Annotated in this window: 10 protein-coding genes and 4 pseudogenes; 3 read left to right on the plus strand and 11 right to left on the minus strand. The window is 57.6% G+C overall.

The window, feature by feature from the left end; translation table 11 throughout:
• Positions 1–281, plus strand: a 281-nt coding sequence (locus tag X733_RS1000000170525) for a hypothetical protein (protein ID WP_210163788.1), incomplete at its 5' end; no start/stop codon positions are given.
• 50 nt (positions 282–331) lie between these two features.
• On the opposite strand, the gene X733_RS00375 is transcribed toward X733_RS1000000170525, so the two are convergent.
• The 10 genes and pseudogenes from X733_RS00375 to X733_RS01000000166940 all read right to left on the minus strand — a co-directional run bounded on the left by X733_RS00375 (position 332) and on the right by X733_RS01000000166940 (position 9,409).
• Complete coding sequence (locus X733_RS00375; protein WP_023820389.1) at positions 332–1,591, minus strand: Glu/Leu/Phe/Val dehydrogenase; 1,260 nt, start codon at positions 1,589–1,591, stop codon at positions 332–334.
• A 131-nt stretch (positions 1,592–1,722) separates the two neighbouring features.
• Positions 1,723–2,208, minus strand: coding sequence for a UPF0262 family protein (locus X733_RS00370; protein WP_023820390.1), 486 nt, complete (start codon positions 2,206–2,208; stop codon positions 1,723–1,725).
• Positions 2,209–2,222: 14 nt separating this feature from the next.
• Positions 2,223–3,404, minus strand: a complete 1,182-nt coding sequence (locus X733_RS136835; RefSeq protein ID WP_023820391.1) for an acetyl-CoA C-acetyltransferase — start codon at positions 3,402–3,404, stop codon at positions 2,223–2,225.
• A gap of 70 nt (positions 3,405–3,474) precedes the next feature.
• Positions 3,475–4,104: a 3-oxoacid CoA-transferase subunit B gene (locus tag X733_RS136830; RefSeq protein ID WP_023820392.1), complete on the minus strand. Its 630-nt coding sequence runs from the start codon at positions 4,102–4,104 to the stop codon at positions 3,475–3,477.
• 15 nt (positions 4,105–4,119) lie between these two features.
• Complete coding sequence (locus X733_RS136825; RefSeq protein ID WP_023820393.1) at positions 4,120–4,818, minus strand: CoA transferase subunit A; 699 nt, start codon at positions 4,816–4,818, stop codon at positions 4,120–4,122.
• 192 nt (positions 4,819–5,010) lie between these two features.
• The gene (locus X733_RS136820; protein WP_031194323.1) at positions 5,011–6,336 is read right to left on the minus strand and encodes an aspartate aminotransferase family protein; all 1,326 of its coding nucleotides are present in this window, start codon (positions 6,334–6,336) and stop codon (positions 5,011–5,013) included.
• Positions 6,337–6,533: 197 nt separating this feature from the next.
• Positions 6,534–7,225, minus strand: a pseudogene (locus tag X733_RS01000000166930) (amino acid ABC transporter ATP-binding protein).
• Complete coding sequence (locus X733_RS136815; protein ID WP_031194325.1) at positions 7,218–7,871, minus strand: amino acid ABC transporter permease; 654 nt, start codon at positions 7,869–7,871, stop codon at positions 7,218–7,220. The pseudogene X733_RS01000000166930 and the gene X733_RS136815 overlap by 8 nt, the downstream one beginning before the upstream one ends.
• Positions 7,872–7,881: 10 nt before the next feature.
• Positions 7,882–8,546: pseudogene (locus X733_RS01000000166935) on the minus strand (amino acid ABC transporter permease).
• A gap of 78 nt (positions 8,547–8,624) precedes the next feature.
• Positions 8,625–9,409, minus strand: a pseudogene (locus tag X733_RS01000000166940) (transporter substrate-binding domain-containing protein).
• A gap of 691 nt (positions 9,410–10,100) precedes the next feature.
• Here X733_RS01000000166940 and X733_RS01000000166945 point away from each other — a divergent pair.
• Both X733_RS01000000166945 and X733_RS1000000167435 read left to right on the plus strand, forming a co-directional pair.
• Positions 10,101–11,097, plus strand: a pseudogene (locus X733_RS01000000166945) (IS5 family transposase); the annotation flags it as partial.
• 391 nt (positions 11,098–11,488) lie between these two features.
• A complete protein-coding gene (locus X733_RS1000000167435) occupies positions 11,489–12,244 on the plus strand; it encodes a GntR family transcriptional regulator (protein ID WP_023820403.1) in 756 nt (251 codons plus the stop codon).
• Positions 12,245–13,003: 759 nt separating this feature from the next.
• Here the strand turns inward: X733_RS1000000167435 and X733_RS136810 are convergent.
• On the minus strand, positions 13,004–13,716 hold a 713-nt coding region (locus X733_RS136810), incomplete at its 5' end, for a 3-keto-5-aminohexanoate cleavage protein (RefSeq protein WP_023820404.1).

Below are 13,716 nucleotides of genomic sequence, written 5' to 3' on the forward strand. Positions count from 1 at the left end.
CCCATTCTCCGATACTTCAAACCTCTTGGGAATCCTTATCCTACAAGGCTTTCAGATATTTTTCAGCCCCGACTAACTCACTAGTGGCAAAAGTACAGACAACATTGATCGGCACCCGGAGATTCCAGACTCGCTTCAATTACAGGGGCGATACGTCCCCGGAGGCGGAAATCATTGCCGACTGTGCGCCGGTACTTTACGTTCGGGCGCCAGTTGATCTATTTATCGCGACCCGATCAGATCCCGATCGCCTCATAGGCTTCGGCGATCTGCCGGATTGAGGCAACATAGGCGGCGGTTCGGTAATCACCGAGCTCCGGTTGTTCTTCCATCAGGTCGGCGATGCGGCCCAGGTGCTGCGCATGACGTCCTCCAGTCCGGAACGAACGAGATCGATTTCAGCGCCCCCTTCGAGGAACTCGTCGCGGATATCGGCGGGGAACTCCTTGCCGGTCATGCGTTCAAGTGCTGCGGCGATCGTTTGGTTGCGTCGCTCGCGCCGCCTCCGTTCCATCAAGCCAAAGGGAATATGCGTCAGGTTCTTCACCCACTCGAAGTAGCTGACGACTACGCCGCCGGCATTGACGTAAAGATCGGGAAGAATAGTGACCCCACGGGTACGGAGAACTTTGTCGGCCTCGAAAGTCACCGGGCCGTTGGCAGCTTCAACGACGAGGTTTGCCTTGATGCGATCCGCATTGCCTGCATGGATCGCATTTTCCATCGCCGCCGGAATAAGTACGTCGCAGGGCTGCTCGATGCCTATCACATCACCGGGAAATGATGCGCCGCCTACAAAGCCGAGGATGCTGCCGGTTTTGATCTGATGCTGCTTCAGTGCCTCGATCGCCAGACCATCGGGATTGGCGACATAGCCATCGTGTTCCGCAACGATCGTCGCCAGCGCGCCGTCGTCTTCAGAGAGGAACTTTGCCGTATGGTAACCGACATTGCCGAAGCCTTGAACGATGACTGCAGCACCCTTCAGATCACGCTTGCCGTTCAACCCTGCGGTGCGAGCGTCGCGGAGATAGCTGTGGATCGCGAACTGGACGCCCCTGCCGGTTGCTTCGGTCCGGCCGGCAATGCCCCCCTTCGACAGCGGCTTGCCGGTCACGCAGGCGCGCGCATTGATGACATCGGTCGGATTGGCGCGGCGGAACTCGTCCATCATCCAGGCCATTTCCCGCTCACCCGTGCCTATGTCGGGAGCCGGAACGTTGACGCCGGGGCCGATCAAGCCACGTTTGTTGAGCTCCTGAGTGAAGCGGCGGGTGATGCGCTCGAGCTCCTGCCGCATCCATTCGCGCGGATCGATCTTGAGAGCGCCTTTCGAGCCGCCGAACTGTACATCGACCAGCGAGCATTTGAGCGTCATCAGCGCTGCCAGCGCTTCGACCTCTTCGGCATCAGCATTCGACGCATAGCGTATGCCGCCCTTCACCGGCTCGCAATGCTCGCTATGGACCGATCGCCAGCCGATGAAGCTGTACATGCGGCCGCGCAGCCGGACGCCGAATCGTACCGTATAGGTCGAGTTGCACTGCATGATCCGCTCTGACAGACCTTCCGATAGATCGAGGAAGGTCATCGCATGGCGGAAGTTCTTGTCAACGCTTCCAGAAAGCCCGCGGAGCTCGTCTGTCCGAGGTGCACTTCGCGTTGTGGTACTGCATTCAATGAAGGTTCTCCTTATTCGAGTAGTTCGGGCGCCGTGCTGCCTCAGCTCAACAAAATTCGTTGGTCCGCATTACGAACGCACAGGGCATAGATCAGCGTGAACAGCCGGCGCGCAGCGTTGTCGATATTCACTTTTGTAGACAACCGGGCCCTCAAAAGTTCGGCAGCCTCGTTATGAACACCACGCCGGCCCATATCAATCGCCTCAAGCCGTTCAGGGCCTGGGTGGCGGATGGCGTCGTAGTAGCTCTCGCAGATGCGGGTGTAGTCCTTGACAGTCGCCGGAAAGGGTGAGCGACAGCTTAGTCCTGACGACATGCACCCCACTGTCTTCGGCAACGTGCAGTGCCAACCGTCCGTCGGCCGCCTCGATATTAGGACGATAGGGGCGCCGTCATGGCCGATCGGTGCGAATGTGTTAGCTTCCAGAAGATCGATGATTGCCTGTTCACGCTCGACGCGCGCGTCCCGTGTTTTGAACGAGCAGTCGAGTGCGACATCGCACAGACGGAACTCGGCACCGGTCATGACATTGCCTTCCCTCACATCGCTTCCAGGCACATCGCGACACCCATTCCGCCGCCTATGCACAGGGTGGCAAGACCCTTCTTGGCGCCACGGCGCTTCATCTCGAACAGCAGAGTATTGAGGATGCGGGCGCCGGATGCGCCGATCGGATGGCCGATCGCGATGGCGCCGCCATTGACATTGACGATGTCAGGGTTCCAGTCGAGATCCTTGTTGACGGCGCAGGCCTGCGCGGCGAAAGCCTCGTTGGCTTCGACAAGTTCGAGGTCGCCGATCGCCCAGCCGGATTTCGCCAGCGCTTTGCGCGAGGCTGGGATCGGGCCGGTACCCATGACCTGCGGATCGACGCCGGCTGTTGCCCAGGAAACGATCCGGGCAAGCGGCTGGATACCACGCTTGGAGGCCTGCCCTTCGGTCATCAGCAGAGTGGCAGCGGCGCCATCGTTGAGGCCCGATGCGTTGCCGGCGGTGACCTTGCCTTCCTTGTCGAAGGCCGGCCGCAGCTTGGTCATCGATTCCAGCGTAGCACCATGGCGGATATATTCGTCCTGATCGACCGTGACGTGGCCCTTGCGCCCCTTGACGACGAAGGGAATGATTTCGTCGGCGAAGCGGCCGGCCTTCTGCGCCGCTTCTGCCTTGTTCTGCGAGGCAAGCGCGAACTGATCCTGATCATCGCGCGAGAGCTGCCACTGCTTGGCGATGTTTTCCGCCGTCATGCCCATGTGGTAGCCATAAAAGGCGTCGGTCAGGCCGTCCTTGATCATCGTATCGACCATCTTGAAGTCGCCCATCTTCACGCCACTGCGAAGATGCGCGCAATGCGGCGCCATCGACATCGACTCCATTCCGCCGGCAACGATGATGTCCGCATCACCGGTGGCAATCTGCTGCATGCCGAGCGCAACCGCCCGCAGGCCGGAACCGCAGAGCTGGTTCATGCCCCAGGCGGTCTTTTCCTGAGGGATGCCTGCCTTCATCGCCGCCTGACGCGCCGGGTTCTGGCCCTCGCCCGCCTGCAGGACCTGACCGAGGATGACCTCGTCGACCTCGCCCGTGTCGACGCCGGCGCGCTCAAGTACCCCTTTGATGACGGCAGCGCCAAGCTCATGCGCCGGCGTGTTGTCAAATGCACAGTTGAAGGATCCGACTGCGGTACGGGCGGCGCTGGCGATGACGATCGATGGGGTGCTCATGGTGGTCTCCTCATTTGGTTTTGCGAAGCCGGCAGGGGCCGGCTTCAGTTTATCGGCAATACCGCCAGGCTTAGTTGACGATGGTCGCCTCGGTGGCGCTGCGGATCCGGCCGTCGGTAACGCCTTCGGCAAGCTCGACCAGCTTCAGTCCGCCATCGACGATGTCGAGCACACCAAGATTGGTGATGATCCGATCGACGACGCTTTGTCCCGTGAGCGGCAGGGTGCAGGCCTTCAGCACCTTGGATTCGCCGGCCTTGTTGGTGTGGTCCATGACGACCACCACCCGCTTGACGCCCGCCACCAGATCCATCGCTCCGCCCATGCCTTTGACGAGCTTGCCGGGGATCATCCAGTTGGCGAGGTCGCCGTTCTCCGCTACTTCCATGGCGCCGAGGATTGCCATGGCGACCTTGCCGCCGCGGATCATCGCGAAGCTCTGCGCCGAGTCGAAGAAAGCCGAATGAGGGAGCGCCGTCACCGTCTGCTTGCCGGCATTGATCAGATCGGCATCGATCTGATCTTCGGCCGGAAACGGGCCGATGCCAAGCAACCCATTCTCAGACTGCAGCGTCACACGGACGCCTTCGGGAATATAATTGGCGACCAGGGTAGGAATGCCGATGCCGAGATTGACGTAGGTGCCGTTTTCGAGTTCGCGGGCAGCACGGGCCGCCATTTGGTTTCTGTCCCAGGCCATGTCTCTCCCCTGCCCTCAAGCCGCTTCGCGCGTGGTGCGCTGTTCGATGCGTTTCTCGTGCTGACCCTGAATCAAGCGATGCACATAGATCCCCGGCACATGGATATGGTCGGGATCGAGGCTACCGACCGGCACGATCTCCTCGACTTCGGCGACGCAAATCTTGCCGCAGGTGGCGGCCGGCGGATTGAAGTTGCGGGCCGTCTTGCGGAAGATGAGATTACCCGACGTGTCGGCTTTCCAGGCCTTGACGATCGACAGGTCCGCGACGATCCCGGTCTCGAGAACGTAGGTCTCGCCGTTGAATGTTTTATGCTCCTTGTCTTCGGCCACGACCGTGCCAACTCCGGTCTTGGTATAGAAGCCGGCAATACCGGCGCCCCCTGCCCGCATCCGCTCGGCAAGCGTCCCTTGCGGGTTGAACTCGAGTTCCAGTTCCCCGCTCAAGTATTGGCGCATGAATTCTGCATTCTCTCCGACGTAAGACGAGATCATCTTCTTGATCTGCTTCGTCTTTAACAGCACGCCGAGGCCGAAGTCGTCGACACCGCAATTGTTCGACGCGATCGTCAGGTCCTTGGTGCCCGCCTCGCGGATCGCATCGATCAACAGTTCCGGAATGCCGCAAAGGCCGAAACCGCCGGCGGCAATGAACATGCCGTCGAACAAAAGCCCTTCAAAGGCCATCGCTGCTTTGGAAAAGACTTTCTTCACGTAAATTCTCCAGTCTGAAAACACTGCCGGCCACGCCGCGCCATGACAGGCAAGGCCGCTTGTTCTGTGCCTGAGAGTGCTACCAAATCGAGGTGACCGTATTGGTGTTGTTTCCCTAATGACATGCGAACTCGCGGCGTGGCCTAATCCCGCTGTCACAGATTACAGCGGCGCACGACATGTTTAGTTTCATCACGCCTCATCTAAAATTAACTCGGCCCAGCGATCGAGGAAGGCTTCAAAAGTAGAGACCGCGTAGGCAAGATCGTCCGTCCCGATGGGCAAAGACAAAGCAATGAAACCGCGACGAGCGATGTAGATCCCATTCAGAAGAAAATCGAGATGAAGCAGGGATTTAAGCGCGCTTCTGGTCTTGGCTAAATCTGTGGGCGTGGCAATTGGTGGTCGAGCGAAATGGATGTTCATCAGTGATCCGATTCCAGTCACAGTCACCGGTAAGTTTCGTTTGCTGGCTGCGTCGTTCAGCATCGCGCGTAGCCTGTCACCTGACTCGTTCAGGGTAACGGCCGCCTCAGGCGTGAAAATCTCGGTCAAGCCAAGCGTGCCGGCTGCCATGGTGAGAACATTGTTGTTGAACGTGCCGGCGTGGATCCAGTGGTCTGGGCGTCGCGGATCGTAACGCTCCATGAGGTCTCTGCGGCCACCAAAGGCCCCGAAGTTCATCCCTCCGCCGATATATTTTCCAAGTGTCGTCAGGTCGGGCTGAATCCCGAGCCTACCCTGCATACCACTTGGACCAAGACGCGAGGTCATAACTTCGTCGTAAATCAGCACTATGCTGTTGCGATTGCACGAATGCCTCAACATTGTCAGGAACTCTTGCGCCGGCGGCAAGCAGCCCGCACCGCCCATCATTGGCTCAACAATCACCGCAGCTAAATCAGCGGCGTTCCGCTCAAGCAGATCGTGGGTTTGGCTGACGTCATTGAACGACGCAAGAACCGTCGGAATTGGCACATTCAGTGGCCCAGGGCCATTGGGGAAAGTCAGGAGACCGCCATGATATCCACCGGAGAATGCCATGATTTTTGAACGTCCGGTAAAGGCACGGGCGGTTGAGAGGGCAAACAAATTGGCTTCTGTTCCAGAGTTGCAGAACCGAACTTGTTCCATGGACGGAAAACGATTGCATACAACTTCCGCCAGCCTGGCCTCGTACTGGTTGGGGCCCCCAAGATTCAGACCTTCGCGCCCCACCTTCTGCAATATGTCGAGGATCCTCGGGTCTGAATGGCCAAAGATCGCTGCACTCTGCTCGCCAACCAAATCTAAGTAATCATGACCATCGACATCCCAAAGGCGGCAGCCTTCCCCATGGGCGAATGCAATAGGAAATGGCGTGTAGTAGAGTAACGTTCTCGTATTTCCTCCTGGCATATGCGCTTCCGCTCGCAGTTGTCTTAGAGAACTTTTGGGATTCATTTCAGTCAATCGCGAGGATAACTCCCCAAGAGCGTCTTCAATGGTAAAGTTGCGTTGCGTTGCTGACTGGCTCATTGGACACCCACCTTCACTTTCAATCGGAGAATTGCAGTTCAGTACGTCTATCACACCGTAGAACTTTGATCAATGATCTAAAGCGCATTAGGATAGGTCTCCCGTCGGTCAGCGAGCAAAGAGGTCTAATTTTGAGCAAGGAAAGTATGGTCACCTACGTCGGCGTGCGGGTGATGACGTATGGTTGTCCTAGCGAGTTAAAGGACCGATCTAAGGAAGTCGATTGTCTCAGGTTTTTGTGGGTTTCCGATTACCTGCTCAGCGGGCCCGATCTCGTGGATCAAGCCCTTATGGAAGTAAGCAACGCGGTCGGACACATCACGCGCGAAGCGAATTTCGTGGGTCACGAGGATCATTGTCATGCCCTCTTCTGAGAGCATCTTTAGGGTGTCCAGCACCTCGCCAACGAGTTGCGGATCGAGGGCCGAGGTGACCTCGTCAAAGAGCATGTAATTCGGCGACATAGCGAGGGCGCGTGCAATGGCCATCCGCTGCTGCTGACCACCGGAGAGCTTGGACGGAGAGTGAGCTGCTTGACCGCGATTTCCTCCGCTTCCTTCTTGCTCTTGCCTAGAACTTTGCGGGGCGCAAGCATCACGTTCTCGAGAGCTGTCAGGTGGGGGAAAGCATTCCACTGCTGGAACACAATGCCGATCTTCTGCCGCAGCCTGTTGAGGTCTGTACTGCGGGCATGCACATCCGTGCCGTCAACGAGAATCTGCCCGCTCTGGATTGGCTCCAGGCCATTGATGCACATGAGCATCGTGGATTTGCCCGACCCCGACCCGCCTACTATCGAGAGCACCTCGCCCTTCTGAACTGTGAGGCTCACGCCTTTAAGTACCTCGAACTGCCCAAAGGACTTACGAATGTCTTTCAACTCAATCATTTTCGTGCCACCGCTTTTCAATTCGTGCCCCAATCCTTGCGATCGGGAAGCTCATCAGGAAGTAGATCAGACCTGCAATCGAGAGAATGAAGAGCGGCTCCTGGAAGCGGGTCACGATAATCTGCGACGCCCGCAGCAGCTCGATAATGTCGATCCAGAGGACGAGCGCCGAGTCCTTCATGACGCCAAGCGTGAGACCAATCCAGCTGGGCAGCGCCACGCGCAAGGCAATCGGGAAAACAATGTTGGTCAAGTCCTGGGTGTAGGTCATGCCGAGCGAAAGCGCGGCGCGGCGCGTGGTTGGCGGAACGGCCAGGATGCCGCCGCGCACGATCTCGGCACAATAGGCTGCCGTACAGAGTGCGAGTACAACGCAGCCTACCGCAAAGGCGGACACTTGGAGCTTGAGGATAGACTTGAACGAGCTTGCGAGCACTAATGGGATCAGGAGCGGCACCGATCGCAAGATATCCAGCACGAAGCCGACGGGAGCGTTGAGCCACCAGGGTGCCGAAGCACGGATGAGCCCAAAGAGCATTCCCAAGATTGTGCCGCCGAGCATGGCCCAGGCCGTTATCGCCAGAGTTGTTCCTGCACCCTGAAGAAGGAACAGGACGTCGTTCCAGGTGAGACTTGTCTCGAACACCACCATCTCCTCAATACCGGAATAGACGCCAGGCGAAGAGGCGTGATGAGAGGGTGATGAGCTTGGCCATCAGGTAGTAGATGACGCCAGCTATGGCGAAGAATTCGAATGTGCGGAAGGTGCGCACGTTGAGGTCCTGCGTGACGCCGGTAAGATCCGTATTGAGGCCGACCGTGACGCCAAGTGAGGTCATTAGCAGCGCCCAGACCATCTGGTTGGTCATGGGATAAAATACGATGCGGAACATCCGCGGCAGCACGATGAGGCGAAACGCTTGCGGGGCACTCATGCCGAGCGAGCGAGCAGCCCGCGTCTGGGTTTGAGGAATGGCTCGGAGACCGCCGCGGAAGGTTTCAGCGAGATAGCCCGCATTGTTAAACGTAATGGCCACGACAAGCGCTACGTAGGAATCGAGGTGGATACCGAAGGAGCCGAGGCCGAAGTAGGTCATATAGATCTGAAACAGCGCCGGCGTGTTGCGGGCAAGCTCGACCCATGAGGTTGAGAAGCCAAAGAAGATCTTGTCGGTTGATTGGCGACCGAGCGCCAGAACACGCCCAGGACGACGCCGATCATCATCGACAGCACGGCAATTTCAAGTGAGACCAGAGCGCCCCGCAGCATTTCTGGAAGAGCGTTCAGGGCCGGGCGCCAGTGGAATGTGTAATTCAGCATAAAGGGCGTATCCGCGAGCGGTGTGGATCAAAATAGCCGAGGGCGCATGATTCTCACCCTCGGCCCCAAGTGTTTCGTTTAGCGGTAGACGCCCTTGACGGTCAGGTCGGGAGCCTCACCGCCGACCCACTTGTCGAACAGTTCCTTGTAGCGGCCTGTCCGAACCTGGCGGTTCACGAACAAGTCAAGGTAGTTGATGAGACCCTGCTCCTGCCGCAGCGCGATGAGGGACACATAATCCGTGACATAAGGTGCCTCGCCCCTAATCGCGAAGCCTTTGTACACGCCGGACGGCCTGGGCCGCGATATTCCCGATGACTGTTGCGTCAATCTGGCCCTGGGAAAGCGCCAGGAACACGTCAGCTTGGGTTGTACGAACGGAAGAAACCGCCGCCCCACGCCTTCACGTCTTTCTCGAGGGTGATTGCCTCGAAGGTGCCGGAAGTGACCCCGGCCTTTTTGCCCTTGAGACTCTCATACGTGGAGATACCAGAATCCTCCTTCGTCAGGATGACAGTCTTAAAGGCGAAGCAGGGAATCGAGAATCCGAAGGTCTTAGCGCGTTCCAGCGTGTCTGAGGTTACTGCCACACCCACATCCGCACGGTCCGAGACGAGCGCCGGGATTCGGTCTGGGAACGGGGTCTCGACGATCTCTGCCTTGACGCCGAGTGCCATGGCGAGGTCGTTGCAGGTGTCCACGTCAAAGCCTATCGGTTGGTTGTTCTCGTCGCGCGAGCCCATCGGCGGGAAGTCGAGCACGACAGCGCAGCGCAGGGTGCCGGAGTCAATGATGTCGTCGAGCTTGTCCGCTTTGGCAGGCATGGCGGCCAACATGCCGGCGAAAAGACCGACCGCTGTCATTTTCAAGTTCATGGCTTCCTCTGGTTGACTTGGTTCTAGGATCAGCGCGCGGGACGCGCTTGGCAAACTTCGGCCATGGGGGTGCTCGTCACATTGCTTTGCTATCGGCTCTGGTGACCCCCGTATAGGAAACATACTTGTCATAAAGGAGATTGAGATGAATTGCCCACTTGCCATGTGACACCCCACGGCATGGCAGCTTGGTTGCGGGTGCGACCAAATCTTCCATCGCATAGAGGGGTGACCAAAATTTGATCAAAGATCAACAAAGGCTTCTAGAATTCCACGGCTGTCAGCGATGTTTCTGCACAGTTCTATTCTCAGGTTCGAAGTTCCTATTGGGCCTTTAACACCGCGACAGATCTCCGACGCATTGATCGATGCAGCCGACGTGGGTGCAGCAATCGTGCATATCCAAGTACGCACCCCAAACCGGTAAGCCGCGCGCGATGTGCATCTGGCTGATGCGTGTCACGAAAGTCGGGGCTGAAAAATATCTGAAAGCCTTGTAGGATAAGGATTCCCAAGAGGTTTGAAGTATCGGAGAATGGGGGAAATCGAAACCGTTTCGCTTCTTTCCCGGTGTTTTCTCAATGCCTCCCTCTGGTCCGTCACGTGACAAGANGAGGTTTGAAGTATCGGAGAATGGGGGAAATCGAAACCGTTTCGCTTCTTTCCCGGTGTTTTCTCAATGCCTCCCTCTGGTCCGTCACGTGACAAGAATGATCTTTTCCGCGAGCGCCTGAATGCGATCCTCAACATGAGGCACCCGCTGGTGCGGCTGTCGGGGTTGATGCCATGGGCCCGGTTTGATGAGGCGTTCGACCGCTTCTACCGCCCGGTCGGCAGGCCGGCCAAGCCGACGCGATTGATGGTGGCGCTGCATTACCTCAAGCACGTCTACGATGTGTCGGACGAAGAGGTGGTGGAGCGGTGGGTGGAGAATGCGTACTGGCAGTATTTTAGCGGCTTCGAGTTTTTCCAGCACGAGGCGCCGATCGACGCCAGCACGATGACACGTTGGCGCAAGCGGATCGGACCAGAGGGCCTGGAAGAAATGCTGAAGGCGAGCGTCGAGGCGGCGCTCGACAGCGGGACCGCCAAGCCGAATTCGCTGGAGCGGATCACCGTCGACACGACGGTGCAGCCGAAAGCGGTCGCTCATCCGACCGACAGCCGGCTTTACCTGAAGCAATCCAGACTGGCGCGCCAGGCGAAGCGGTACGGTGTCGTACTCAGGCAGAGCCACCTCGGCTGGCCAAGGCCGCAGCGGTACGCGCCGGCCGCTATGCCCACGCCCGGCAGTTCCGACGGATGCGGCGCGAACTGAAGCGCCTTCGCACCTATCTCGGTCGGGTATTCCGCGACATCAGCCGCAAGATCGCCGGCAACGGTGAACTCGAGGCCAGGTTCGCTCGGCTGCTCGGGCTGGTCGAGCGGCTGCTGGCCCAGAGGCCGAAGGACAAGNCATGACTATGCCGGTTCGGGTTCGGTGATGCTCGCCGGCAGCAAGCGTGGGCTGACCGCCACCATGAAGCGGGAGTTGAACGACGATCGGCCATCGAGGCCACCATCGGCCACTGAAGACCGACGGGCGGCTGGACCGGAACTTCCTTCTCGGGCATGCTGGCGATGCCATCAATGCGCTGCTCGTGGCCGCCGGCCACAATCTGCGCCTCATCCTAGCCANTACTTCCTCCCGTCACTGCGGCACTGCCGCGTCAATGGCTTAGCCATTGTTCAGGGCCGACTCGTTAGTTGCCGAAAAGGGAGAGAGAGATCGCGTGTTCGGTAGACAGATTATATGCCGAGACGCGATTTTCGATAGCTTTTTTCAGTTTGACGCATTAATTCATCCCGACCGGGTAGTCGGGTGACTTCACAAGTTGATTGATTACCTTAAGGTTCAGAGTAACTTGAGACGAGTGTCGCCTTCTCAGATTCCGCAATGACACGGAGTCGGTCGCTGCACTCTTGCCTGCCTAGAAGGCTTCCTTCCGAGGTAAGAGTTGGTGGTGCGAAAGTTAAGAACACGGATCGAGATTTAACGAATTGAGGAGTGGCGACGGTTTGAAAAGGATGATCGAGAGCCGAGATGGTAGCAAGGTGTTCAATACACTGCGGCAAGACATTCTCAAGCTGACGCTAGCTCCAGGGTCTGTAATCGACGAAGCTGGAATCGCATCACGACATTCCGTTTCTCGGACGCCAATCCGCGAGGCGATCATTCAGTTGATATCTGAGGGGCTTGTCATTCGGGATCGACGCGTGGCGCGCGTGGCGCCGCTAAATTTCGATGACTTGCCTCGGATATTTGACGCTCTGACTATGTCGACCCGAATTGTACAGCGACTTGCTGCAGAAAAGCGGACCGCCGCTGACCTGGGGCATATCGAGAAGCGTATGGTCGAGTTTGATGGGCTTTGCGATAAGCGCAACGGTTTGCAACGCCAAGATGCTAATGTCGAATTTCACATGAGCATTGCGCGGGCAGGTCGCAACCAGTTTTTTGCCGATTTCTATGAGCGAATGCTCTTGACTTCAAGTAGGCTCTCACTTGCGTGCTTTTCTGTCGAAGGGGAAATCGAAGATGGCAAAAGTGATGAGTTACGACAGCATCTAGAGAAAACCAGCGTTCAGCATCACCAGATTTTCGCCGCGATAAAAAACCGCGACATCAAAGCGGCTGATAAGCTAGCCATTGAGCATCAAACCCTGTCCTTCGCTAGGTTGAAGGTAGCCATTTTCGCCCGTTCGTCCGAGAGTTCTGTCAAAATGTCCCTAGATCCGGTTCGCAGCAGAGTGTGGGCCGATCCAAGCTCTAAAAACACATAGATGCAAGTGCACATGAAAAGTTTGGCGCGCTGTCCAAAGCAGCACACTCTAAGCGGCAGATGACAAGGTAACCATCACTCGCCTGAACAGGCTGGTTTTCCGTGATCGTGTCGACATTGTTTCAGATTGCATAGTCCGCAGGATTTACTCCGCCACTGGATACGCGGCCGTGTGTAATCAGCGCGGCTGCCATTCTTACGGAGCCACAAGCCTTGTCCAACTGAACCGCCCAGTTTCGGGACCAGCGGATGGTAGAGTTTTCCGCGCTATTTTCAGGGAAGCGGGCTCGTGGCGCTTGCCCGATTCAGTTAGACCGGTACCTTGTTGCCGATCTCACCATGCCGCCATTCCTCCGTCTTTTCGCGGGCGCGGTCAGAGGGTCACGGGGGCAACCGGGCGTTCGGCGAGCACCCCCTCCCGGCTGGTCCAAGAGATCGAGGACGCGGGTCGCCAGATACGGGCCGGGACTGTCATTTCGAGGAAATCCTCGAACTCGACACGCCGTCGCTTTACAGGGTCCCCGTCAGTTGCCTGACGTAGGATCGGTTTGGGTCAAACCGATCCGCGCCATAAGCTTCTTCAAGGCCGGCAACCTGCTGATCTACTAGCGATCGCCATCGTCAACAGCACCATCAATGACGCTCCGACTGAAGGGGGCATAGTGTCGTCGGTAACCTCGAATATGCAGGAACCCATCAGACGCCACAAGCCGGCAGTTTTTGCCGGATTCGAGGAGCGCGATCGCTGGCGAAGGCAACATCACCAGCGCTTCTGCAATTTCAGTTTTTCGCGAACGTCTTTCGCACTCATGATCCGCGAACCCATGGCCTCAGCAATCACGACCGCGCGGGCAACCAGCGCCCCGTTGGTTGCAAGCAGGCCTTTATCAAGCCAAAGATTGTCCTCAAGGCCGACGCGGATGTGGCCGCCGGCAGCAAGAGCCACCGAGGTATAGGGCAACTGGTTTCGGCCGATCGAAAAGGCGGAAAACGTCCAATCCTCCGGAAGTCTTTCAATCAGAGCGTTGAGCGTCGTGAGATCGTCCGGCGCGCCCCAGCGGATACCCATGCAGAGTTGCACCATTACAGGATCGCTGAGCAAACCTTGCCCGTGCAACCATTCGGCCAACCACAGGTGTCCAGTGTCGAATATCTCGATCTCGGGTTTTACGCCGCAGTTTAGGACTTGCGCAGCCATTTCCTTCAGCATGGCCGGCGTATTGGCCAGCACATAATTTTCATTACCGAAATTAAACGTCCCGCAGTCTAGCGTGCAAATTTCGGGCAGAAGTTCTTTGACATGCAGAAGGCGCTCGGTAGCGCCGGCCATATCGGTACCAACAGCGTCGAGCGGCATGGGTTGATCGGCAGAACCTAAAACAAGCGCGCCGCCCATTCCGGCGGTGAAGTTGATGACCACGTCGACGCCCGATCTCTTGATCAAATTCAGAACCTCTTCGTAGAGATGCAAAT

Origin of the sequence: Mesorhizobium sp. L2C066B000, from assembly GCF_000502335.1 — a bacterium.
Classification (GTDB): Bacteria; Pseudomonadota; Alphaproteobacteria; order Rhizobiales; family Rhizobiaceae; genus Mesorhizobium.

Excerpts from the sequence above, each read along its gene's own strand:
- X733_RS00375 (WP_023820389.1), bottom strand. The coding sequence starts at position 1,591 with ATGACCTTCCTCGATCTATCGGAAGGTCTGTCAGAGCGGATCATGCAG.
- X733_RS136820 (WP_031194323.1), bottom strand. The coding sequence starts at position 6,336 with ATGAGCCAGTCAGCAACGCAACGCAACTTTACCATTGAAGACGCTCTT.
- X733_RS1000000167435 (WP_023820403.1), top strand. The coding sequence starts at position 11,489 with ATGATCGAGAGCCGAGATGGTAGCAAGGTGTTCAATACACTGCGGCAA.
- X733_RS00370 (WP_023820390.1), bottom strand. The coding sequence starts at position 2,208 with ATGACCGGTGCCGAGTTCCGTCTGTGCGATGTCGCACTCGACTGCTCG.
- X733_RS136830 (WP_023820392.1), bottom strand. The coding sequence starts at position 4,104 with ATGGCCTGGGACAGAAACCAAATGGCGGCCCGTGCTGCCCGCGAACTC.
- X733_RS136835 (WP_023820391.1), bottom strand. The coding sequence starts at position 3,404 with ATGAGCACCCCATCGATCGTCATCGCCAGCGCCGCCCGTACCGCAGTC.